This is a genomic window from Syntrophaceae bacterium (genome assembly GCA_013177795.1).
In the GTDB taxonomy this organism is placed as follows: Bacteria; Desulfobacterota; Syntrophia; order Syntrophales; family UBA2192; genus UBA2192.
In genome coordinates this window covers 173,196-194,540 of the sequence record JABLXY010000002.1, presented here as the reverse complement: position 1 = coordinate 194,540, position 21,345 = coordinate 173,196, and the positions used below count along the sequence as shown (strand labels likewise).

The window sequence follows — 21,345 nt, the reverse complement described above, 5'->3', positions numbered from 1 at the left end:
ACGAAACTGATCCGAAACAGCTTGATTAAAAAATACATCCGGCGTGCGGCGAGTTCAAGTGCAAAGATTGCGGGGTGACGGAATGGGGTCAATCGGCGGCGATACGCATGATCTCGAGAATCCCTTCCTCGGCGCCGAGAGGGATGGCGATGTGACCCGGCGGGACGTCGGTGTCGCGGGGGTTGATCCGGATGAGCGTGCCGCGGCCTCCCCGGACGGCGGCCTCGGACGTCATGCGGACCGTCGCCACGGCCTTGCCGGCGCCCAGCTCCACCACGGCAAGAGAGGCCTTTCTGCCGGAGATCCCTTCGAGCCAGCGATGAAAGAGCTCGCCCTGCGCCCGGGTGCGGTGGGGGATCCAGTCCCAGTCGTTGAACATGAGGACGTTGGGCCGGGCGAGGGCCCCGCATCGGGGGCAGCGCGGCAGCGGCTCGCGGGCGCGGAACTGCGCCTCGTCGACATCGATGCTGACCCCCCGGGCCTCCCAGATGTCCTGCGAGCAGGGGCGCTGGCACTGCAAGTGGTGGATGGAGCCGTGACACTCCTCGATGCGGTCCTCGTCGTACCCGGCCTTCTGGAACTGACCGTCCACGTTGGAGGTGAAGACGAAGTAGCCCTCCCGCTTCGATCGGCCGATCTCGAGGAGCCTTCCGAACCCGGCGTGGGGAACCGTGCGCCGGTACAGGTGGAGCCGGTGGCCGTAGAAGCCCCAGGCAAGCGAGGGGTCGCGCTCAAACCACAAGGGGTTGGCCATCTCCACGAAGGAAACCCCCAGCTTCGCCATGGGAGGGTAGGCCTTCCAGAACCCCTCGTTGCCGCGGAAGTCCGGCAGCCCCGAGTCGACGCCCATGCCCGCGCCCGCCGTCACGAGAAGCGCATCGGCCTCGCGCAGGGCCCTGGCGGCCCGGTTGATCTGATCATTCATATCCATATCGATAGCTCGGTGTCCCGCCGTGTCGGGTGGGGCGTCCTAAACGAGGCGCCGGTGCAGCTCGTTCCGCAGGGCCCGCCCCTCCAGGGAGCCGAGGACGATCTCCTCGATCATCTGCTGCTCTTTCTGGCTGTGGACGACGCCTTCCAGCACGATCCTGCTGCCGTCGTAGGAGACCTTCAGGGTCGGCACGTGGATGCGGGGGTTGGTGAGGATGCGGGCCCGGATGCGGGCGGCAACGGCCCTTCCCGCGAGGACGTCCCACGTGTCGGGGGTGATCATCTGGTCCTTCGCCTTCAGGGCGTCGACGATGATCCTCGCGATCTGGTCGTAGGGCTGCGTCGCGGCGTTGAAGACCATGTCGTAGTTCTTGAGGTCGAACCAGTCCTTGCCGTAGATGGCCTTGACGTAGCCGACACGGGCCTTGTCCGTGCGCCGGACGATATCCTCTGCGGCCTTCTCGCCGATCTCGCTCTTCTCCATGAGCCGCCGGACCCGGACCTCGAAGGGGGCCGTGAGCCGGACCCTCAGGACGAAGGGCAGACCGGTGAGCACGAAGCTGCCGCCCTGGCCGATGATGATCGCCTTGTCCCGCGAGGCATGCTCGTAGATGTACGCCTCGAGAAGCGCCACGAAGCCGCGGTATTCCCAGTCGTAGCGGTCCCACAGGGAAGGCCGCTCCTCGTCGAGCTCCCGGAAAAGCTTCTCCCAGCGCTCTCCCGCGGCCTTCATGTAGGCGAGGCTGTGGTCCTTGCCGAAGCACTTGTAACCCAGGGCCTCGCCGACCAGGGTTGCGACCTCCTGCCCGCCGCTTCTGAAATCGAGTGACATTGCCAGAATGGCCATGATTGCCTCGCCCCGACGGGGTCTGATCTGCCTGGATTGCCGGACCCCTTCGACTGCCCGCGCCGGGTTTTGCGGCTGAACGGTGCGCCGCAGGGAGGGGAATTTCGGCTTCATGCATCATAGCGATCTGGGCCCCCTTGTCAAGAAAAAAAAGAGCGCCTCATATGCCATAACCCATCGGATATTCAATAAAATTTCTCTTCGCCGGCCCGGTGGAGCGAAGGGGTGCCGAAAGGTCCGGCCGCCGGATTCAGTCCCTTTCGGCTGAGAGGGTTTCGATGCGGAAATATCTTCCCGGCGTCACCCCCAGCGCCTTCCGGAACGCGGACACAAAGGCGCTGAGGCTGCTGTAGCCGACGTCGAGGGCCACGTTGGTGATCGGATCGCCCCGGCCGAGAAGCCTCAGCGCCTCGAGCAGCCGCAGCTGCTGGCGCCACTGGTGGAAACTCATCCCCGTCTCGGCCCGGAAGAGCCGCGAGAGCGTTCTGCCCGCAGCCCCCACCTGATGGCCCCACTGCTCGAGTGTCCGGCGCTCCGAGGGGTGGGCGGACAGCCGCTCGAAGATCTTCCGCAGCCGCGGGTCCCGGGGGATCGGCAGATCGAGGGGCGCCGGTTCGCTGAACCGGATGAGATCCAGGATAAGCCGCATGACGCGCTCGGCATGGCTGCCGGGGTCGTAGAAGCGCGGCAGGGTGGTGCTGTAGACGATGAGCTCGCGAAGCAGCGGGGAGACAGAGACAATCCGGCAGGCCGGCGGGAAATGCGGCGCGGCATCGGGCCGGATGTACAGCGTCCGCATCGAGAGATGCCCCGAGGCGCGGATGCGGTGCTCCGTGAAGGCGGGGATCCACATGGCCCTCAGCGGCGGCAGGACCCAGACCCCGCTGCCCGTCGTCACGGTCATCACCCCGGAGGAGGCGTAAAGGAGTTGGGCGCGGGAGTGCCAGTGCAGCGGGATCCGGTGTCCGTCGGGCTCGTCCAGGGCCAGCGCGATGACGGGCTGCGATGCGCCCATGAGGTGCCCCTGGCGCTCCGCGGACCTCGGCTTTGTCCGCTTTTCGACATTTTTTGTCTTCATGGCGCAAGCAGGATAACCGCGGGTGCGGGTAGAGTCAAGCCATCCTGCGAAACCGGGGCGCACCCGTGAAAAGCCGATTCGTCTGGCTGGCCGCGCTGGGGCACCTGCTCACGGACCTCAACCAGGGGGCCGTGCCGGCGCTGCTGCCCTTCTTCATCTCCGACTATCACCTGAGCTACGCGGCGGCTGCCGGCCTCGTCGCCGCCCTGAGCGTCGCATCCACGGTCATTCAGCCGCTGTTCGGCTTCTACGCCGACAGGCTGTCGAGGCCCTGGCTCATCCCCGCGGGGGTCGCCATGGCCGGCTGCGGCATGGCCTTCAGCACCCTCCTGCCCGATTACGGGTTCGCCGTCGCGATGATCGTCCTGAGCGGCATCGGGATCGCGGCCTTCCACCCCGAGGGGGCGAGACTGGTCCACAGCCACGCCGGCGAGAGAAAGGCCACGGCCATGAGCGTCTTTGCCGTGGGGGGCCAGATGGGCATCGCGCTGGGGCCGATCATGGCGGCCGCCGTCGTCTCGGCGTGGGGCCTGCGAGGGACGGCGTTTCTTGCGATTCCCTTCGTTCTGATGGCCGCGTTCCTGGCCGTTCAGCTGGCGGGCACGGGCGGAGGGCACGCAACGGCAGGAGCAGCCGGCGGCGCCCGGGCGGGCGGGGATCCGGAGGATCAGTGGGTCGCCTTTGCCGTCGTCACGGGCGTCGTGATCATCCGCTCGGTCATCTTCTACGGGCTCAACACCTTCATCCCGCTCTACTGGATCCATGTCTTCGGTCAGACCGCCACGGCGGCCGGCACGGCCCTGTCCGTCATGTTCGGCGCCGGGGTCGCCGGGACGCTCTGGGGGGGCCGCCTGGCCGACCGATACGGCCATCGGAGAGCCGTCCTCGCCGGGTATGCCGCCCTGATTCCCCTTCTCGTCCTGTTCGTCCAGGTCCGCGATGTCGCCCTCGCCACGGCGCTGCTCGTGCCGATCGGCATCGTCCTGCTCTCCACGTACAGTCCGCTGGTCGTCATGGGCCAGCGCTTCCTGCCGAACCAGGTAGGCCTCGCCTCGGGCATCACGCTGGGAGTGGCCGTTTCCATCGGGGGGATCGTGGCGCCCCTGCTCGGCCATGTCGCCGACGGCCACGGCCTGCCCTCGGCGCTCATGGTGCTGTCTTTCCTCACCGTCCCGGCCGTCCTGCTGACCATGCTGCTGCCGCGGACCGGGGCCGGCACGAACAGGAGACCGGACCGCTAGACCGCGTGGGCAAGCGGAAGCGCCGACCGGCCCGCCGTGTCACGGCCTGCCGTCCCGGTATCCGTGAAAGGCAAGGACCGCAAGGGCGGCCACGATCAGCGCGCCGCCCCAGGCCTCCCAGAAGGAAAACCTCTCCCCCAGCAGGGCATAGGCGAAGACAAGGCCCAGGACCGGCGTGGCCAGGGAGGCGAGGCCGGCGATGCCGGCCGGAAGGACCTTCAGCACGTAGAACCACATCAGGACGGCCACGCCGCTCGTGAGCAGGACGTTGTAGGCCATGGCCCCGGCCATCCAGGGGGTCCACCGGATCGGCGCCGAGGGGACGGCGAGCGCCGCACCCGCGAGAAAGAGTCCGCCGAAGAGAATCTGCCAGGCCGACAGGGACAGCACGTTTACCCCGCCGTTTCGGTCCATCCGCTTCGTCACGACGGCGCTGGCCGCCCAGGACAGACCGCTCGCAACGGCAAGCGCGCTCGGGAACCCGTCGCCCCGGTAACTCCAGGGCTCGACGAGCAGGACAAGCCCTGCGAGGGCCAGGGCCATGGCCGGCCACTGCAAGCCCCGGGGCCGCTCGCCCAGCAGCGGCCAGGCCATGAGGATGAGCCAGAAGGGCATCGCGTAGACGAGGATGGCCATCTTCCCGGCGCCCCCCTCGACGAGCGCCCACGTGGCGAACCCCACGGAGAAGGTCGTGCAGAGAAGCCCGACGAGGAGCGTCCGGGGCCAGTCCGGGGGCCGCAGCGACTCGCCCCGCCAGGCCAGGACGCCCAGGAGGACCAGGCCGCCCCCGACCGTGCGGAGAGCCGAGAAGTCGAAGGGAGAGGCGAGGCGCATGGCCTCTTTGACGAGGACCCAGTTGTAGCCCCAGATGAGCGACATGACGATCAGGGCGAGGATGGCGCGGGGCACGGCATTCGCTTTCCCGGACAAAAAAAGGAGCCTGACGGCGGCGTCAGGCTCCTTTTGCGTTTCTGGTGGTCCCACAGGGAATCGAACCCTGGTTTCCGGCGTGAGAGGCCAGCGTCCTGACCGCTAGACGATGGGACCTTGGCTGGGGGACAAGGATTCGAACCTTGGTAGCAAGATCCAGAGTCTTGAGTCCTACCACTAGACGATCCCCCAGAATCTTTTTGATCTGGAAGTATTGGAAGCTAAATGAAACCGGATGAAAAGTCAAGGCGAAAAATTCCCTTGCCGGGGAGGTCACCCCCCGGCAAGGGCGGGTTTCATCCCCGATCCGGCAGGGTTGACGGCTCGGCATCGGATCAAAAAGGGCTTGACAGAATAGGGGTTTTTCCATTAACAAGTACACTTTCGCAAAGGCTTCCCGCGGGAAGCGTGAATCCATTCGCCAGGGACTCTCTTTGAAGATCCAGGTATCGCTCATTCCCGAGGAGGGGCGCCGGCTCCAGTACAGGCTCGAAGGGGACTGGTACCGGGAATTCCTGCAGCAGGGCGGACGGATCGACTTCCGGATCCGCCCGGCGGAGGTCACCGTCGAGATCCACAAGATCCTCGATGCGGTCACCCTCGACATCCGCGTGGAGGCGGCACTGGATCTCGACTGCGGGCGATGCCTGGAGACCTTCCAGACGCCCGTGCAGGGCGGGTTCCGCTACACCCTGGTCCCCTCGCGCGGCCCGGAAGAGCCGGGGGAGGAACCCGACGACGAGGACATCTCGTTCGGGCACTACCGGGAGGACACGATCGACCTCGACGCCCTGGTCTTCGAGCAGGTCCTGCTCCAGGTCCCCATGAAACCGCTTTGCGCCGAAACCTGCCGGGGCCTCTGCGCGCAGTGCGGCGCCAACCTCAACGCGGAATCCTGTGCGTGCCGCCCCGGCGCGGTCGACCGCCGCCTGGAGGCGCTGAAGAACTTCAAGGCAAGAACACCAACGTGACGGAGAAACGCAAGCCATGCCGAACCCAGTCAAGAGACACTCGAAATCGAGACGCAACAGCCGGAGGGCCCACGACTTCCTCAAGGCGCCGGCCGGCTCGGTCTGCCCCCAGTGCAACGAGCCCAAGCTGCCCCACCGCGCCTGCCCCAACTGCGGCACCTACAAGGGCAGGGAAGTGCTGAACGTCGAAAAGGGCGATTAGCATCGCCGCCGGGGATCCTATGGCCAGGCTGGGCGTCCTTTTCCCCGGACAGGGCTCGCAGTACGTGGGCATGGGCCGGGACCTGTTCCTGCAGTTCGAGCCTGCCAGGGCGTGCTTCGAGGAGGCGCAGGCGGTGCTCGGCATGGACATCGGGCGCCTGTGCTTCGAGGGCCCCCGGGAGTCGCTGGATCTGACCGAGAACACCCAGGTGGCGACCCTGACCCTCGAGATCGCCGCCTGGCGGGTGCTGGAGCGGCACCTCGGCGTGCGCCCGACGGCCATGGCGGGCCACAGCCTCGGGGAATACGGGGCGCTCTGCGCGGCAGGGGCCCTCGGGTTCGCCGACACGCTGCGGCTCGTCCGGAAGCGGGCCGCCCGGCAGCAGGAAGCCGTCGCCCCCGGCGTGGGCGCCAACGCCGCCATCCAGGGACTGGGGCGTGACCGGGTCGAGGCCCTGTGCCGGGAAATCACCGCCGGCGAGGGGCTCGTGAGCCCCTCGTGCTACAACGCGCCGGACCAGACCGTCGTCTCGGGGTACGCGGCCCCGGTGGAGTCGGTCATGGCGCGCGCCCTCGCGGAGGGGGCGAAGCGGGCCCTCAAGCTCCCGCTGAGCGCGCCCTTCCACTGCGCCCTGCTGGAGGGTGCGGCCGAGCGGTTCGGCGCGGATCTCGACGGGGTCGAGTTCCGGGACGGCTCGGTGCCCGTCATCCCGAACTGCGAGCCGGGGGTGCTGCACTCGGCCGCCGCGACGCGGGGGCTGCTCGTCCGGCAGATCCACCAGCCCGTGCGCTGGATCGAGACGATCGAGAGAATGGCCGCAATGGGGATCGACACGGTCATCGAGGTGGGCCCCAAGAGGGTGCTGTCGGTCCTGGCCCTGCGGATCCGCCGGGACCTCAGGGTCCTGAACGTGGAGAATCCCGAGTCCCTGCAGCGGACCGTCGAGGTCCTCTCGGGGAAGAGCTGAGACGATGCACTGCAAGGGCAAGGTCGCGCTGGTCACGGGGGGGTCGCGGGGAATCGGCCGGGCCGTGAGCGTGCGGCTGGCCGCCGCGGGGGCCTTCGTCGCCGTCAATTACGCCCGCAACGAGGAGGCGGCCCGCGAGACGCTCCGTCTCATCGGCGAGGCGGGAGGCGAAGGGGAGGCCCTGCGATTCGACGTGGCGGACCCCGGGGCCGCGAGCGACGCGATCGCGGACCTGATCCGGCGCAAAGGGCGCATCGACATCCTGGTGAACAACGCCGGCGAGAGCCGCGACGGGCTCCTGGTGCGGATGAAGGAGCAGGACTGGGACCGGGTCATCGACACGAACCTCAAGGGGGCCTTCCACTGCTGCCGCGCCGTGGCCTACGCCATGATGAAGCAGCGCGGGGGCCGCATCATCAACATCTCGTCGGTCGTCGCCCTGGCGGGCAACGCCGGCCAGTCCAATTACAGCGCCTCGAAGGCCGGGCTCATCGGGCTGACGAAGTCGCTGGCCCGGGAGCTGGCGCCGCGCGGCATCTGCGTCAACGCCGTCGCCCCCGGCCTCATTGACACGGATATGACCTCCGCCCTGACGGAGGAGCAGCGGGAGAAGGTGCTCGGCGAGATCCCCCTCTCCCGGCTGGGCACACCGGACGATGTCGCCGGTGTCGTGCTGTTCCTGGCCTCCGATGAAGCCGGATACATCACGGGACAGGTGATCGGGGTCAACGGCGGGCTCTACATGTGATCGCGTGCAGCGCGCCCCGACCCGGGGACAGGCCATTCGAGCGGAAACGGAACGCATACGTCTGAAGGAGGCGGATTGATGTCCATCGAGGAAAAAGTCATCGAGATCATCGTGGAGCAGCTGGATGTGACCCGGGAGGAGTGCGTGCCCGAGGCGGCATTCATCGAGGATTTGGGCGCGGATTCGCTCGACCTGGTCGAGCTGATCATGGCCATGGAGGAGAACTTCGGCATCGAGATCTCCGACGAGGAGCTGCAGAAGATCCGCACGATCCAGGACGCCATCAACTACATCAAGAAGAAGAAGGGACTGGCCAGCTAGGCTGCCCTTGTGGGGACCCCCGTGGAGAGGCGCGTCGTCATCACCGGCATGGGCACCGTGAACCCCGTCGGCAACACCGTCGACGAAACCTGGGCGGCCCTCTGCGCCGGCCGCTCGGGCATCGGGCCCATCACGACGTTCGACACCACCGGGCTCGCAACGAAGATCGCGGGCGAGGTGAAGGGCTTCGACCCCCTGCGCCACGTGGAGAAGAAGGAACTGCGCCGGCTCGACGATTTCATCGTCTACGCCCTGGCCTGCGCCGACATGGCCGTCCAGGACGCGGGCCTCGCGATCGGCGCAGGCAACGCCGAGCGCGTGGGCACCGTCGTCGGCTCGGGCATCGGCGGGCTCAGGACGATCGTCAGGGAGCACGCCGTCCTCGAGCACAGCGGCCCCCGGAGGCTCTCCCCCTTCACGATCCCGGCCGTCCTGCCCAACCTCGCCGCCGGGCAGATCTCCATCCGGTACGGGGCCAAGGGGCCCATCAGCTGCCCCGTCACGGCCTGCGCGGCGGGGACGAGCGCCATCGGGATGTCGTTTCGGCTGATCAAGGACGGCTACGCGGACGCCATGATCACGGGGGGCGTCGAGGCGGCCGTCAGCGCCTTCGGGATCGCCGGGTTCAACGCCATGCGCGCGCTCTCCACCCGCAACGACGAGCCCGAGAAGGCCAGCCGCCCCTTCGACCGCAGCCGCGACGGGTTCGTGATGGCCGACGGGGGCGGCATTCTCGTCCTGGAGGATCTCGCCCACGCGCGCCGGCGCGGCGCGAGGATCTACGCCGAGATCTGCGGCTACGGCTGCACGGCCGACGCCCACCACATGGCCGCCCCGCCGCCCGGGCACGAGGGGGCCGCGCGATGCATGGCGATCGCTCTGCAGTCCTGCGGCATGGAGCCGGAAGCGGTCGGCTACATCAACGCCCACGGGACGGCCACCCCGCTCAACGACGTCTACGAGACGGAGGCCATCAAGCGGGTCTTCGGGGAGCACAGCCGGCGGCTGGCCGTCTCCTCCACGAAGTCCATGACGGGGCACCTCCTGGGGGGCGCGGGGGGCCTCGAGGCCATCGTGGCCGTCAAGGTCCTCTGCGAAGGGGTCGTGCCGCCCACGATCAACCTCGACGAACCCGACGCGGGGTGCGACCTGGACTACGTGCCGCACCGGGCGAGGGCCATGCCCGTCGAGGCCGCGCTGTCCAACACCTTCGGGTTCGGCGGCGTCAACGCGGTCCTCGTTTTCCGCAAGTTCAGGGACTGAGGAGGGGGCGTGCACATCGTCATCGGTTCCGACCACGCGGGGTTCACCCTCAAGGAGGCCGTCAAGGCATCGCTCACGGCAGCGGGCCACCGGGTCGTCGACATCGGGACGGAAACGGGGGACCCCGTCGACTACCCCGATTACGGCATCCTCGCGGCTGAAGCGGTCTCGTCGGGCCGGTTCGAGCGGGGCATCCTCGTCTGCGGCTCCGGCGTGGGGATGGCGATCGTGGCCAACAAGTTCCCCGGCGTGCGGGCGGCCCTGTGCCTCGACGCGGAGACGGCACGGCTGTCCCGGCAGCACAACGACTCGAACGTCCTCGTGCTGGCCGGGCGCAAGACCGACCCCGAGACGGCGGGGCGGATCGCCCGGGCATGGCTGGAGACCCCCTTCGACGGGGGGCGCCACCAGAGGCGCCTCGACAAGATCCGGGAACTGGAACAGAGACTCTGCAAGTAACGCAGGAGGGTGAGGAGACGATGTCAATGCTCAAGAAAGTGGACCCCGAGGTGGCGGCCGCCATCCTGGAGGAGACGAAGCGGCAGGCCGGAAAGCTCGAACTGATCCCGTCGGAGAACTTCGTCGACGAGGCGGTCCTGGAGGCCCAGGGCTGCATCATGACGAACAAGTACGCCGAGGGATACCCGGGGAAGCGGTACTACCACGGGTGCGAGTTCGTCGACATCGTCGAGGCGCTGGCCATCGAGCGCGCGAAGAAACTCTTCGGGGCCGACCACGCCAACGTGCAGCCCCACTCGGGCACGCAGGCCAACATGGCGGTCTACTTCGCCATGCTGCAGCCCGGGGACACGATCCTGGGGATGAACCTCGCCCACGGCGGGCACCTCTCCCACGGCAGCCCCGCCAACTTCTCGGGCCGCTTCTACAACGTCGTGCACTACGGCGTCGACAGGGCGACGGAGCGGATCGACTTCAACGAGGTGGAGGCCCAGGCGAAGAAGCACAAGCCCAAGGTCATCGTCGTGGGCGCGAGCGCCTACCCCCGCGAGATCCCCGCCGAGCCCTTCCGGCAGATCGCCGATCAGGTCGGGGCCGTGGTGCTCTTCGACATCGCGCACATCGCCGGGCTCGTGGCGGCGGGGGTCCACCCGAACCCCGTGCCGCTGTGCGAGTTCGTGACGACCACGACACACAAGACGCTGCGGGGCCCCCGCGGCGGCATGATCCTGTGCAAGGCCGATTACCAGAAGGCCCTCGACGGCCGGGTATTCCCGGGGATGCAGGGCGGCCCGCTCATGCACATCATCGCCGCCAAGGCCGTGGCCCTCAAGGAGGCCCTGACGGAGGAGTTCCGGCAATACCAGCGGCAGATCCAGAGCAACGCCCGCACCCTGGCGGAGACGCTGATGGCCGAGGGGTTCCGCCTCGTATCGGGCGGCACCGACAACCACCTCATGCTCATCGACGTCACCTCCATCGGGGTGACCGGCGCCGAGGGCGCCGACGCCCTGGACCGGGCGGGCATCACGGCCAACAAGAACATGATCCCCTTCGACACGAGGGGCCCGCAGGTGACCAGCGGCATCCGCGTGGGCACCCCTGCCGTCACCTCCCGCGGGATGAAGGAACCGGAGATGAAGCTCGTGGGCCGTTTCATCTCGACGGTCCTCAAGGACCTCAAGAACGAGTCGACGATCCGCAAGGTCCGCGAGGAGGTCCGCGAGCTCTGCGAGCGCTTCCCGCTGTACGCCGAGCGCATCGCGCGCGGGTAAACCGGCCCGGCCGAACGTCTCGAGGGACAGCGCATCGGCCAACCGGCCAGGTGACGGGCAACAGGTGACAGGTGGCAGGCAGCAAGAGAAAAACCGCCGCAACAGCACCCCGGCAAGGCGTCCGCCGCCCCAGCTGGGACGAGTACTTCATGGACATCGTCGATCTCGTCTCGAGGCGCTCCACGTGCCTGCGGCGGGGCGTGGGGGCCGTCCTGGTCAAGGACAAGCGCCTGCTGACGACGGGATACAACGGCGCCCCGAGCGGCCTGCGGCACTGCCTCGAGGTCGGGTGCCTGCGGGAGGAGATGAAGGTGTCCTCCGGCGAGCGCCACGAGCTCTGCCGGGGACTCCACGCCGAGCAGAACGCGATCATCCAGGCCGCCGTCCACGGCGTGAGCATCCGGGGGGCGACCCTGTACTGCACGAACCACCCCTGCAGCATCTGCCTCAAGATGCTCATCAACGCCGGGATCACGGAGATCGTCTATCGGGAGGGCTACAGCGACGAGCTGGCCGCCCGCCTGCTCGAGGAGTCGGGCATCCAGGTGAGGAAGCGATGAAGTGCCCCTTTTGCGCCGACACGGAGAACCGGGTGATCGACTCCCGGATCAGCAAGGAGGGCAACGCCATCCGCAGGCGGCGCGAGTGCGCATCCTGCGGCAAGCGGTTCACGACCTACGAGTTCGTCGAGGAAGTGCTGCCCATGGTCGTCAAGAAGGACGGCCGGCGCGAGGCCTTCGACCGCGGGAAGATCCTCGTGGGCATCAAGAAGGCCTGCGAGAAGCGGCCCGTGAGCATCGACGCGATCGAGGCCGTCGTGGAGCGCATCGAGAGGGCCTGCCAGGAATCGCAGCTTAAGGAGATCCCCTCATCGTTCGTGGGCGAGCGGGTCATGCAGGAGCTCCACGACCTCGACAAGGTGGCCTACGTGCGGTTCGCCTCGGTGTACCGGCAGTTCCGCGACGCCAACGAGTTCCTCGACGAACTGAAGGAGCTGCTGAAGACGAAATGACAAGGCATCAGGCACGAGGCGCCGGGCATCAGGAAAGAGGTTCCGGAACTCATTTCCTGATCCTGAAGCCTGAGGCCTGAAGCCCGGAGCCTGTTTTTTCATGTTCACCGGCATCATCCAGGACACGGGGACCGTCCGCAGTCTCACCCGCAGGGGCGAAGACGCCCGGCTCGAGGTGGCGACGGCCCTGCCCCTCGACGACGTGAAGATCGGCGACAGCATCGCCGTGAGCGGCGCCTGCCTGACGGTGACGGCCCTGGGCGCGGGGAGCTTCACCTTCGACGTCTCCGCCGAGTCGCTCTCGAAAACGACCCTCGGGCGGCTCCGGGCGGGCGACCGGGTGAACCTGGAAAAGGCCCTGCGGATGAGCGATTTCCTCGGCGGGCATTTCGTCCTGGGGCACGTGGACGGCGTGGGGCGCATCGCCGAGAGGACGCAGCGGGCCGGCTCCATCGTCTTCGGGATCGTCACGGAGCCGGGCCTCTCGAAGTACGTGGTCCCCAAGGGGTCCGTCGCCGTCGACGGGATCAGCCTCACGGTTAATTCGTGCGAGGGCGACCGGTTTTATGTTAATATCATCCCCCTGACGGCGCAGAAGACGACGCTGCCGGACAAGAGGCCGGGGGATGCCGTGAACCTCGAGACGGACATCCTCGGCAAGTACGTGGAAAAGCTCCTGCGCACCGGCAAGGGAATCGACAGGGACTTCCTCCGGGAGCACGGGTTCATCAAATAAGCGGCAAACGGCGCAAGGCTAACGGCGAATGGCGCAGATCGATGTATTTCTTTGCCTTTCGCCCTTTGCCGTAAGCCTTTAGCCTTCTTTAGGTGCGTACCATGGCAATCAGCACGATTCCCGAAGCGATCGAAGACATCAAGAACGGCAAGATGGTCATCCTCGTCGACGACGAGGACCGCGAAAACGAGGGCGATCTCTGCATGGCCGCCGAGTTCGTCACCCCCGAGGCCATCAACTTCATGGCCAAGTACGGCCGCGGCCTCATCTGCCTCACCCTCACCGAGGAGCTGGCCCAGAAGATCAACCTCCACCTGATGGTCAACGACAACCAGTCGCGCTTCAAGACGGCCTTCACGGTCTCCATCGAGGCCCGGCGCGGCGTCACGACGGGCATCTCGGCCCACGACCGGGCCACGACGATCCGCACGGCCATCGCGGACAATGTGAAGCCCGAGGACATCGTGAGCCCGGGGCACGTCTTCCCGATCCTGGCCCGCAGGGGCGGCGTGCTGGTCCGCACGGGCCAGACCGAGGGCTCCGTGGACCTGGCGCGGCTGGCGGGGCTCAAGCCCAGCGGGGTGATCTGCGAGATCATGAAGGACGACGGCACCATGGCGCGGATGCCCGACCTGGAGATCTTCGCGAAGGAGCACGGCCTCAAGATCGTCACCATCGCCGACCTCATCAACTTCCGGATGAAGACGGAATCCTTCGTCCGCCGCGCGGCGACGGCCACGCTGCCCACCGCCTTCGGCGGGGACTTCAAGTTCATCGTCTACGAGAACGACGTGGACGACTACAAGCATGTGGCCCTCGTCAAGGGCGAGATCGGCCCCGAGGACGCCGTGCTCGTCCGGGTGCACTCGGAGTGCATGACGGGCGACGTCTTCGGCTCCATGCGCTGCGACTGCGGGGACCAGCTCCACCGGGCCATGGAGATGATCCACGAGGCCGGCAAGGGGGTGATCGTCTACATGCACCAGGAGGGCCGTGGGATCGGCCTCGTCAACAAGGTCAAGGCCTACGAGCTCCAGGAGCACGGCCGCGACACCGTGGAGGCGAACCTCGAGCTGGGGTTCAAGGAGGACCTGCGGGACTACGGTATCGGCGCCCAGATCCTGGTGGACCTCGGCGTGCGGAAGATCCGGCTGCTCACGAACAACCCCAAGAAGGTCGTCGGCCTCGAGGGCTACGGGATGACGATCGTCGAGCGGGTCCCCATCGAGATCAAGCCCAGCGAGGCGAACCTGCGGTACCTGCGGACGAAGAAGGAGAAGATGGGTCACATCCTGAAGGTCTAGCAGAGGGCGCGGGGCATGGGGCGCAAGGGGCTGAAACAAGAAACCCATCAAGCTGACAGGGAGCGGGAAAACGGCATGAAGAACATCACGGAAGGGAAAATCGTTGCCCAGGGGATGAAGTTCGCCGTCGTGGCGAGCCGGTTCAACGATTTCATCAGCGGCAAGCTCATCGAGGGCGCCCTCGACGGGCTGACCCGGGCGGGCGCCCGGGAGCAGGACATCCGGGTCTTCAAGTGTCCCGGGGCCTTCGAGATCCCGCTGGTGGCCAAGAAGGTCGCCAAGACGGGCAAATTCGACGCCGTCATCTGCCTGGGCGCGGTGATCCGCGGGGCGACGCCCCATTTCGACTACGTCGCGGCGGAGGTCTCCAAGGGCGTGGCCCAGGTGGCCCTGGAGACGGAAGTGCCCGTCGTGTTCGGGGTGCTCACCACCGACTCGATCGAGCAGGCCATCGAGCGCGCGGGCACCAAGAGCGGCAACAAGGGCTGGGATGCCGCCATGTCCGCGATCGAGATGGTGGACCTGTTCCGAAACCTCTAAAGCCGGTTCCCGGGCGACTCCGGCAGGACATGCCATGCGTCTCAGAAGGAAGGCAAGGGAAATCGCCTTGCAGGTTCTTTATCAGCTCGATGTGCTGAGAATCGATCCCCGGGAGGCCATCCAGCTTTTCTGGGATCACTTCACTGCGCCCGCAGAGGCCCGCGCGTTCGCCTCGGAGCTCGTCGAGGGGACGTGGGCACACCGGGAGGCGATCGACCGGATGATCAGTGCCTGCTCGGAGAACTGGTCCCTCGAGCGCATGGCCCGGGTCGACCGGAACATCCTTCGCCTGGCCGTCTACGAGCTGGTGTACGGCCGGGGGATCCCCCCCAAGGTGGCCCTCAACGAGGCTATCGACCTCGGCAAGGAATTCGGTTCCGAAAACTCGGGTTCCTTTATCAACGGCATCCTCGATGCCCTGTACTCGAAACTGCTGAAGGACCATGCGGATCAAGGTGACGACGGAAAGCCTGGACCGGCTTCATCATGAGTGCCTGGTGCTGGGCTTTTTCTCCGACGAGCGGCCCCCCCGCGGAAACGGGGGGTTCGTCGACTGGCGCCTCAACGGGCTCGTCTCGAAGCTCATCGCCGAGGGCAGGATCCGGGGGGATTTCGCTGAGAGGGTCCTCATCGGCCCGCAGCAGCGGATCCCCCCGCAGAAGATCGTCCTCTTCGGGCTCGGCAAGCGCCGGGATCTCAGTTACGAGACGCTCCGGGACGCGGGGGCCCGGATGGCGGAGACGGCCGTCCGGATTCACTGTTACGACTTCGCCGTCGAGGTTCCCGCCGCGGACCGCTCGCCGCTCGAGGTGGCGGAGATGACGGCCCACTTCACGACGGGGATGTTCGAGTTCCTCTCCGGCGATCTCGCAACTCTTTCCGCCGCGGCACCCTGCCTCCTGTCCGACGAGTCTTTTTTCCAGAAGACCCTGTTGGGGATCCACCGGCTGCGGCAGAGCGTCAAGAACCGGGTCCAGCTCGAGATCCGCATCGAGCGGGAGGAAGAGACCCTCCCGATCGGCTGAGCCCGGCAACGGCGGGGTACGACACATGAAGGTCATCATCATCGGGGCGGGGGAGGTCGGGTATCACATCGCCGACATCCTCTCCAAGGAGAAGCAGGACGTCATCCTCATCGACCGCAACGAGGAGCGGCTCCAGGAACTCGCCGAGATCCTCGACGTCATGACGCTCCACGGCAGCGGCAGCAGCCCCGAGATCCTCCGGAGGGCGGGCCTCGAGCAGGCGGACATGGTCATCGCCGTCACGGACAGCGACGAGACCAACATGGTGGCCTGCCTGCTCGCCTCGACGCAGTCCCGGGTCTCCTTCAAGATCGCCCGGATCCGCAACCCCGAGCTCGACGAGTACTCCGCCATCTTCGGCAAGGACCACCTCAACATCAACCTCTGCATCAACCCCGAGCGCGAGGCCGTCAAGAACGCCCTGGACCTCATCGAGTTCCCCGGCGCCACGGAGGTGACGGACTTCCACGACGGACGCATCAAGCTCATTGGGTTTCCCGTCCTGAACAGCGACGTCACCGGGAAGACCCTCCAGGAGCTCCGCAAGGGCCACCCGAACAGCAAGATGCTCATCACCTCCATCATCCGCGACGAGATGCTCATCGAGCCCCGGGGGGACTCGGTCATCCGGGAGGGCGACTACTTCTTCGCCGTCGCCGCCGCGGAGGAGGCGAAGGAGCTGCTGCGGATCTTCGGACGCAAGGCGGAGCCGGCCCGGCGGATCGTCATCATGGGCGGGGGCAACACGGGGCGGATGCTCGCCGAGGCCCTCGAGGCCAAGGGTGTGGCCGTCAAGATCATCGAGAAGCGCAAGGACCGCTGCCGCTTCCTCGCGGAGAGGCTCGACCGGGCCGTCGTCCTGCACGGCGACGGCACGAGCCAGGATCTCCTGCTGGAGGAGAACATCCGGGACATGGACGTCTTCGTCGCCGTCACCAACGACGAGGAGGCCAACATCCTCGGCGCGCTGCTGGCCAAGCGGCTGGGGGTGAGGAAGACGCTCGCCCTCATCAACCGCGTCGAGTACATGCCGCTGGTCTCCCGGGTGGGCATCGATGGGGTCATCAACCCGCGGCACGCCGCCATCAGCAAGATCCTGCACTACGTGCGCCGCGGGAAGATCGTCACCGCCGCCCCGCTGCACGATGAGCGGGTCGAGGCCTTCGAGGTCGTCGCCCTGGCGACCTCCGAGATCACGAGCAGGCCCATCAAGGACATCGCCTTCCCGCCGGGCACGATCGTGGGCGCCGTCATCCGGGGCCAGGAAATGATCATCGCCAGCGGCGACACGCTCATCCAGCCGGGTGACCACGTCATCATCTTCACCTTCCGCTCGTCCATCCCGCAGGTCGAGAAGATCCTCATGGTGAAGCTGGAATACTTCGAATGAACCTCAAGAACATCGTCTACATCCTGGGGATCTTCGTCCTTCTCATCGGGGCCGCCATGCTGCCGGCCGTCGTCATCGCGGCGGCCCTGCACGAGGAGGCCTGGAAGGCCATCGGCCTTGCTTCCCTCGTCACGATGGGGACGGGAGTCGGGACATACCTCGTCATCCCGAGGACGGGCGAGCGGATCAGCCTGAGCCACCGGGAGGGGTTCGTGATCGTGACCCTCGCATGGGTCCTGGCCTCGGCCTTCGGGGCGCTGCCGTTCCTGTTCTCGGGAGTCGTGCCGACCTATTGCGACGCCTTCTTCGAAACCATGTCGGGCTTCACGACCACGGGGGCCTCGGTCATGTCGAACCTCGACAAGACCCCCAGGGGAATCCTCTTCTGGCGGGCCCTGACCCAGTGGCTGGGCGGCATGGGGATCATCATCCTCTCCATCGCCATCCTCCCGATCCTGGGCGTCGGCGGGATGCAGCTCTTCAAGGCGGAGATCCCCTCCCCCGTCAAGGACCGGCTCACCCCCCGGATCGCCGAGACGGCCAGGAACCTCTGGCTCGTCTACATCGCCATCTCCGCCGTCGAGTTCGTCCTCCTGTTCCTGGGCGGCATGAGCGCCTTCGACGCCGTCTGCCACACCTTCGCGACCATGGCGACAGGGGGGTTCGGAAACTACGACGCGAGCATCGCCCGCTTCAACAGCCTCTACATCGAGATCGTGATCCTCGTCTTCATGTTCATCGCCGGGACGAATTTCGCCCTCCACTACCGGTTCTTCAAGGGCGATGCCCGGCCGTTTGTCCGGGACCCCGAATTCCGTTTCTACGTCTCCGTGGTGGTCGTCGCGACGGCCGTGATCACCCTCGATTTGAGATCGCACTTTTCCAGCCTCGGCGAGGCGCTGCGCCACGCCGCCTTCCAGGTGGTCTCCATCCTCACCACGACGGGCTTCGTCACCGTCAACTTCGATCTCTGGCCCGTCCCCTCGAAGATCATCCTCCTGATCCTCATGTTCATCGGCGGCTGCGCCGGCTCCACGGGGGGCGCTATCAAGTGCCTGCGGTTCATGATCGTCATCAAGCAGACCGTCATCGAGCTCACCCGCCTGATCCACCCCCATGCCGTCCTCTCCGTCAAGATCGCCAAGTCGCCCGTGCCGCCGGAGATCGTCTCGAGCATCCGCAGCTTCTTCTTCCTCTACATCGCCCTGGCCATGGCGGCAACCCTGACCCTGACCTTCCTCGGCGTCGACATGCTCACCTCCGTCTCGGGGGTGGCCGCCACGCTCGGCAACGTGGGCCCCGGCATGGGGGTCGTCCACGCGGACTCGAACTACGCCGGGCTTCCCCAGGCGGCCAAGTGGGTCCTCTCCCTGTGCATGCTCCTCGGACGGCTCGAGATCTACACCGTCCTCGTCCTCCTCGTGCCCGATTTCTGGAAAAAATAGCGTTGAAAGAAACCGGCCCCTGTGCTACGCCTTTTTGACCTGCACGCAAGGGAACCTGTGAGGAGATGGCCATGGAAACGAGATACCGACCCCACGCGATCGAGGAAAAGTGGCAGAAATTCTGGGAAGAAAAGAAGATCTTCAAGGTCACCGAAGATCCCGGGAAGAAGAAGTACTACCTCCTCGAGATGTTCCCCTACCCCTCGGGCCGCATCCACATGGGGCACGTGCGCAACTACACCATCGGTGACGTCGTCGCCCGCTACAAGCGCATGCGGGGCTTCAACGTCCTGCACCCCATGGGCTGGGACGCCTTCGGCATGCCCGCCGAGAACGCCGCCATCGACCACGGCGTCCATCCCGCGAAGTGGACGAACGACAACATCGCGAACATGAAGGCCCAGCTCAAGCGCATGGGCTTCAGCTACGACTGGGACCGCGAGATCTCGACCTGCGAGCCCTACTACTATAAATGGGAGCAGCTCTTCTTCCTCTGGATGTACGAGAAGGGCCTTGTCTACAAGAAGGAATCGGCGGTCAACTGGTGCCCGAAGTGCCAGACGGTGCTGGCCAACGAGCAGGTCGAGGCGGGCCAGTGCTGGCGGTGCGGCACCGAGGTTCAGGAGGAGCACCTCTCGCAGTGGTTCTTCCGGATCACCCGGTACGTGGAGGAGCTGCTGGAGTACTGCGACCGGCTCACGGGATGGCCCGAGCGCGTCATCACCATGCAGAAGAACTGGATCGGCAAGAGCTACGGCGTCGAGATCACGTTCCCCATGGCCGACGGCGGCGAGCCCATCCGGGTCTTCACGACGCGGCAGGACACGATCTACGGGGCCACCTTCATGCTCGTGGCCGCCGAGCACCCGCTCGTCATGCAGCTCGCCAAGGGCAAGCCCATCGAGAAAGACGTCATGGAGTACGTGGAGCGCGTCAAGAAGCAGGACAGGCTCATGCGGACCTCCGACTACTACGAGAAGGAGGGCGTCTTCCTCGACGCCTACTGCCTCAACCCCGTGACGGGCCGCAAGATGCCCATCTACGCCGCCAATTTCGTCCTGGCCGACTACGGCACGGGCTGCGTCATGGCCGTCCCCACCCACGACCAGCGCGACTTCGAGTTCGCCAAGAAGTACAAGCTTCCCCTGATCGTCGTCATCCAGGACCCGAAGAAGGCCCTCAACGTGGAAACGATGACGGAAGCCTACGTGGACGAGGGGATCCTCGTCAACTCGGGACCCTTCGACGGGATGAAGAACACGGAGGCCATGGAGGCCATCGCATCGCACCTGGAGTCGATCGGGAAGGGGAAGAAGACCGTCCAGTACCGCCTGCGCGACTGGGGGATCTCCCGGCAGCGCTACTGGGGCGCCCCGATCCCTATCGTCTACTGCGACAAGTGCGGGACGGTGCCCGTGGCGGAAGCGGACCTGCCCGTCGTGCTCCCGATGGACGTGGAGCTCACCGGCGAGGGCGGCTCGCCCCTGGCCCGGGTCGAGTCCTTCGTGAACACGACCTGCCCGGGCTGCAAGGGCCCCGCCAGGCGCGAGACGGACACGATGGACACCTTCGTGGAGTCCTCCTGGTACTTCGACCGCTTCGCCTCGCCGCACTGCGACGTCAAGCCCGGTCTCGACCGCAAGGCCATGGACTACTGGCTCCCCGTGGACCAGTACATCGGCGGGATCGAGCACGCCATCCTGCACCTGCTCTACTCGCGGTTCTACACGAAGGTGCTGCGGGACTTCGGCGTGCTGGGAATCGACGAGCCCTTCACGAACCTCCTCACCCAGGGCATGGTCTGCAAGGAGACGGCGAAGTGCCCCGAGCACGGGTTCCTCTACCCCGACGAGGTCGAGGGGGAAACGTGCAAAAAGTGCGGCAAGCCCGTCGTCATCGGCAAGACCGAGAAGATGTCCAAGTCGCTCAAGAACGTCGTCGACCCGGATTACCTCATCGAGAAGTACGGCTGCGACACGGCGCGGATGTTCTGCCTCTTCGCCGCGCCGCCGGAGAAGGACCTCGAGTGGAGCGACCAGGGCGTGGAGGGGTCCTTCCGGTTCCTGGGCCGGGTGTGGCGGCTGGCCGTGGACTACCTGGAGGATATCCGGGGAGCCGGGCCCCTGACGGGCTCGGAGGACCTCGGCGAGGACTTCAAGAAACTGCGCCGAAAGACGCACCAGACGATCCGCAAGGTGACGACGGACATCGAGGACCGTTTCCGCTTCAACACGGCCATCAGCGCCGTCATGGAGCTGGTCAACCTCGTCTACCAGGTCCCGAGGCCGGCCAAAGAGGACAAGGCGTCCCTGGCGGTCATCCGGGAGGCCATCGAGGCGGTGGTCGTCCTGCTGGCGCCCATCGTGCCCCACATCACGGAAGAGCTGTGGGAGATGATGGGCAACAGGGAGTCTCTCACGGCCGTGCCCTGGCCCTCCTACGACCCGCAGCTCGCCTCGGAGGAGGAGCTGACGATCGTCGTCCAGGTCAACGGGAAGCTGCGGAGCCGCATCACCGTCAGCGCCGACGAGTCGGAGGAACGGATCAAGGAGATGGCCCTTGCAGACGAGAAGACGAGGAAGTTCCTCGAGGGCGTTCAGATCGTCAGGGTCATCACCGTGCCGAGAAAGCTGGTCAACATCGTCGTGAAGGGCTAGGCGTC

The 21,345-nt window shown here is 66.5% G+C and carries 23 protein-coding genes and 2 tRNA genes; 19 read left to right on the top strand and 6 right to left on the bottom strand.

Annotated features, from left to right (window positions below):
• Window positions 1–88 precede the first annotated feature (88 nt).
• The 3 genes from HPY67_05800 to HPY67_05790 all read right to left on the bottom strand — a co-directional run bounded on the left by HPY67_05800 (window position 89) and on the right by HPY67_05790 (window position 2,792).
• A complete protein-coding gene (locus HPY67_05800; protein NPV04229.1) occupies window positions 89–931 on the bottom strand; it encodes an NAD-dependent deacetylase in 843 nt (280 codons plus the stop codon).
• 39 nt (window positions 932–970) lie between these two features.
• Entirely contained in the window at window positions 971–1,777 is an 807-nt protein-coding gene (locus tag HPY67_05795; GenBank protein NPV04228.1) for a cytidylate kinase-like family protein, read from the bottom strand.
• A gap of 250 nt (window positions 1,778–2,027) precedes the next feature.
• Window positions 2,028–2,792 carry a helix-turn-helix transcriptional regulator gene (locus tag HPY67_05790; GenBank protein ID NPV04227.1) on the bottom strand — a complete coding sequence of 255 codons (765 nt, stop codon included), beginning with the start codon at window positions 2,790–2,792 and terminating at the stop codon, window positions 2,028–2,030.
• 128 nt (window positions 2,793–2,920) lie between these two features.
• On the opposite strand from HPY67_05790, the gene HPY67_05785 reads away from it, so the two are divergent.
• Window positions 2,921–4,096 (top strand): MFS transporter, encoded by a 1,176-nt coding sequence (locus HPY67_05785; GenBank protein ID NPV04226.1) that lies wholly within the window; start codon window positions 2,921–2,923, stop codon window positions 4,094–4,096.
• A 39-nt stretch (window positions 4,097–4,135) separates the two neighbouring features.
• Here HPY67_05785 and HPY67_05780 read toward each other — a convergent pair whose 3' ends face one another.
• From HPY67_05780 to HPY67_05770, 3 genes are all read right to left on the bottom strand, one after another.
• Window positions 4,136–5,005, bottom strand: a complete 870-nt coding sequence (locus HPY67_05780) for an EamA family transporter (protein NPV04225.1) — start codon at window positions 5,003–5,005, stop codon at window positions 4,136–4,138.
• Between the two features lie 63 nt (window positions 5,006–5,068).
• A tRNA-Glu gene (locus HPY67_05775) sits at window positions 5,069–5,143 on the bottom strand.
• Between the two features lies 1 nt (window position 5,144).
• Window positions 5,145–5,218, bottom strand: a tRNA-Gln gene (locus HPY67_05770).
• 224 nt (window positions 5,219–5,442) lie between these two features.
• Here HPY67_05770 and HPY67_05765 point away from each other — a divergent pair.
• From HPY67_05765 to HPY67_05680, 18 genes are all read left to right on the top strand, one after another.
• Complete coding sequence (locus HPY67_05765; GenBank protein ID NPV04224.1) at window positions 5,443–5,997, top strand: DUF177 domain-containing protein; 555 nt, start codon at window positions 5,443–5,445, stop codon at window positions 5,995–5,997.
• Window positions 5,998–6,013: 16 nt separating this feature from the next.
• A complete protein-coding gene (rpmF, locus tag HPY67_05760) occupies window positions 6,014–6,199 on the top strand; it encodes a 50S ribosomal protein L32 (GenBank protein ID NPV04223.1) in 186 nt (61 codons plus the stop codon).
• 19 nt (window positions 6,200–6,218) lie between these two features.
• The gene (fabD, locus tag HPY67_05755) at window positions 6,219–7,166 is read left to right on the top strand and encodes an ACP S-malonyltransferase (GenBank protein ID NPV04222.1); all 948 of its coding nucleotides are present in this window, start codon (window positions 6,219–6,221) and stop codon (window positions 7,164–7,166) included.
• A 4-nt stretch (window positions 7,167–7,170) separates the two neighbouring features.
• Window positions 7,171–7,914, top strand: a complete 744-nt coding sequence (gene fabG / locus HPY67_05750; protein NPV04221.1) for a 3-oxoacyl-[acyl-carrier-protein] reductase — start codon at window positions 7,171–7,173, stop codon at window positions 7,912–7,914.
• Window positions 7,915–7,992: 78 nt separating this feature from the next.
• Window positions 7,993–8,235, top strand: coding sequence for an acyl carrier protein (gene acpP / locus HPY67_05745; protein ID NPV04220.1), 243 nt, complete (start codon window positions 7,993–7,995; stop codon window positions 8,233–8,235).
• 21 nt (window positions 8,236–8,256) lie between these two features.
• The gene (gene fabF / locus HPY67_05740; protein NPV04219.1) at window positions 8,257–9,498 is read left to right on the top strand and encodes a beta-ketoacyl-ACP synthase II; all 1,242 of its coding nucleotides are present in this window, start codon (window positions 8,257–8,259) and stop codon (window positions 9,496–9,498) included.
• A gap of 9 nt (window positions 9,499–9,507) precedes the next feature.
• The gene (gene rpiB, locus HPY67_05735; GenBank protein NPV04218.1) at window positions 9,508–9,957 is read left to right on the top strand and encodes a ribose 5-phosphate isomerase B; all 450 of its coding nucleotides are present in this window, start codon (window positions 9,508–9,510) and stop codon (window positions 9,955–9,957) included.
• A gap of 20 nt (window positions 9,958–9,977) precedes the next feature.
• The gene (locus tag HPY67_05730) at window positions 9,978–11,231 is read left to right on the top strand and encodes a serine hydroxymethyltransferase (GenBank protein ID NPV04217.1); all 1,254 of its coding nucleotides are present in this window, start codon (window positions 9,978–9,980) and stop codon (window positions 11,229–11,231) included.
• Window positions 11,232–11,380: 149 nt separating this feature from the next.
• Window positions 11,381–11,791, top strand: coding sequence for a cytidine deaminase (locus tag HPY67_05725; GenBank protein NPV04216.1), 411 nt, complete (start codon window positions 11,381–11,383; stop codon window positions 11,789–11,791).
• The gene (gene nrdR / locus HPY67_05720) at window positions 11,788–12,243 is read left to right on the top strand and encodes a transcriptional repressor NrdR (GenBank protein ID NPV04215.1); all 456 of its coding nucleotides are present in this window, start codon (window positions 11,788–11,790) and stop codon (window positions 12,241–12,243) included. The genes HPY67_05725 and nrdR overlap by 4 nt, the downstream gene beginning before the upstream one ends.
• 100 nt (window positions 12,244–12,343) lie before the next feature.
• The gene (locus tag HPY67_05715; protein NPV04214.1) at window positions 12,344–12,979 is read left to right on the top strand and encodes a riboflavin synthase; all 636 of its coding nucleotides are present in this window, start codon (window positions 12,344–12,346) and stop codon (window positions 12,977–12,979) included.
• A 101-nt stretch (window positions 12,980–13,080) separates the two neighbouring features.
• Window positions 13,081–14,283, top strand: a complete 1,203-nt coding sequence (locus tag HPY67_05710; GenBank protein NPV04213.1) for a bifunctional 3,4-dihydroxy-2-butanone-4-phosphate synthase/GTP cyclohydrolase II — start codon at window positions 13,081–13,083, stop codon at window positions 14,281–14,283.
• Window positions 14,284–14,358: 75 nt separating this feature from the next.
• On the top strand, window positions 14,359–14,823 hold the full coding sequence (locus tag HPY67_05705; GenBank protein ID NPV04212.1) for a 6,7-dimethyl-8-ribityllumazine synthase: 465 nt from the start codon (window positions 14,359–14,361) through the stop codon (window positions 14,821–14,823).
• A gap of 34 nt (window positions 14,824–14,857) precedes the next feature.
• Entirely contained in the window at window positions 14,858–15,313 is a 456-nt protein-coding gene (gene nusB, locus HPY67_05700) for a transcription antitermination factor NusB (GenBank protein NPV04211.1), read from the top strand.
• Complete coding sequence (locus tag HPY67_05695; GenBank protein ID NPV04210.1) at window positions 15,267–15,848, top strand: hypothetical protein; 582 nt, start codon at window positions 15,267–15,269, stop codon at window positions 15,846–15,848. Before nusB ends, HPY67_05695 begins: the two co-directional genes overlap by 47 nt.
• A gap of 25 nt (window positions 15,849–15,873) precedes the next feature.
• Entirely contained in the window at window positions 15,874–17,238 is a 1,365-nt protein-coding gene (gene trkA / locus HPY67_05690) for a Trk system potassium transporter TrkA (GenBank protein NPV04209.1), read from the top strand.
• Window positions 17,235–18,683 (top strand): TrkH family potassium uptake protein, encoded by a 1,449-nt coding sequence (locus tag HPY67_05685; protein ID NPV04208.1) that lies wholly within the window; start codon window positions 17,235–17,237, stop codon window positions 18,681–18,683. Before trkA ends, HPY67_05685 begins: the two co-directional genes overlap by 4 nt.
• Window positions 18,684–18,754: 71 nt before the next feature.
• A complete protein-coding gene (locus tag HPY67_05680; protein ID NPV04207.1) occupies window positions 18,755–21,340 on the top strand; it encodes a leucine--tRNA ligase in 2,586 nt (861 codons plus the stop codon).
• The last annotated feature ends 5 nt before the right edge of the window (window positions 21,341–21,345 follow it).

Bases quoted from the DNA above. Each gene is read 5' to 3' on its own strand.
- HPY67_05685 (NPV04208.1), top strand. From the start codon at position 17,235: ATGAACCTCAAGAACATCGTCTACATCCTGGGGATCTTCGTCCTTCTC.
- HPY67_05790 (NPV04227.1), bottom strand. From the start codon at position 2,792: ATGGGCGCATCGCAGCCCGTCATCGCGCTGGCCCTGGACGAGCCCGAC.
- nrdR (NPV04215.1), top strand. From the start codon at position 11,788: ATGAAGTGCCCCTTTTGCGCCGACACGGAGAACCGGGTGATCGACTCC.
- trkA (NPV04209.1), top strand. From the start codon at position 15,874: ATGAAGGTCATCATCATCGGGGCGGGGGAGGTCGGGTATCACATCGCC.
- acpP (NPV04220.1), top strand. From the start codon at position 7,993: ATGTCCATCGAGGAAAAAGTCATCGAGATCATCGTGGAGCAGCTGGAT.
- fabG (NPV04221.1), top strand. From the start codon at position 7,171: ATGCACTGCAAGGGCAAGGTCGCGCTGGTCACGGGGGGGTCGCGGGGA.
- HPY67_05795 (NPV04228.1), bottom strand. From the start codon at position 1,777: ATGGCCATTCTGGCAATGTCACTCGATTTCAGAAGCGGCGGGCAGGAG.
- HPY67_05800 (NPV04229.1), bottom strand. From the start codon at position 931: ATGGATATGAATGATCAGATCAACCGGGCCGCCAGGGCCCTGCGCGAG.
- fabD (NPV04222.1), top strand. From the start codon at position 6,219: ATGGCCAGGCTGGGCGTCCTTTTCCCCGGACAGGGCTCGCAGTACGTG.
- HPY67_05725 (NPV04216.1), top strand. From the start codon at position 11,381: ATGGACATCGTCGATCTCGTCTCGAGGCGCTCCACGTGCCTGCGGCGG.
- rpmF (NPV04223.1), top strand. From the start codon at position 6,014: ATGCCGAACCCAGTCAAGAGACACTCGAAATCGAGACGCAACAGCCGG.
- HPY67_05695 (NPV04210.1), top strand. From the start codon at position 15,267: ATGCGGATCAAGGTGACGACGGAAAGCCTGGACCGGCTTCATCATGAG.
- HPY67_05715 (NPV04214.1), top strand. From the start codon at position 12,344: ATGTTCACCGGCATCATCCAGGACACGGGGACCGTCCGCAGTCTCACC.
- HPY67_05710 (NPV04213.1), top strand. From the start codon at position 13,081: ATGGCAATCAGCACGATTCCCGAAGCGATCGAAGACATCAAGAACGGC.
- nusB (NPV04211.1), top strand. From the start codon at position 14,858: ATGCGTCTCAGAAGGAAGGCAAGGGAAATCGCCTTGCAGGTTCTTTAT.
- HPY67_05680 (NPV04207.1), top strand. From the start codon at position 18,755: ATGGAAACGAGATACCGACCCCACGCGATCGAGGAAAAGTGGCAGAAA.
- HPY67_05705 (NPV04212.1), top strand. From the start codon at position 14,359: ATGAAGAACATCACGGAAGGGAAAATCGTTGCCCAGGGGATGAAGTTC.
- HPY67_05730 (NPV04217.1), top strand. From the start codon at position 9,978: ATGTCAATGCTCAAGAAAGTGGACCCCGAGGTGGCGGCCGCCATCCTG.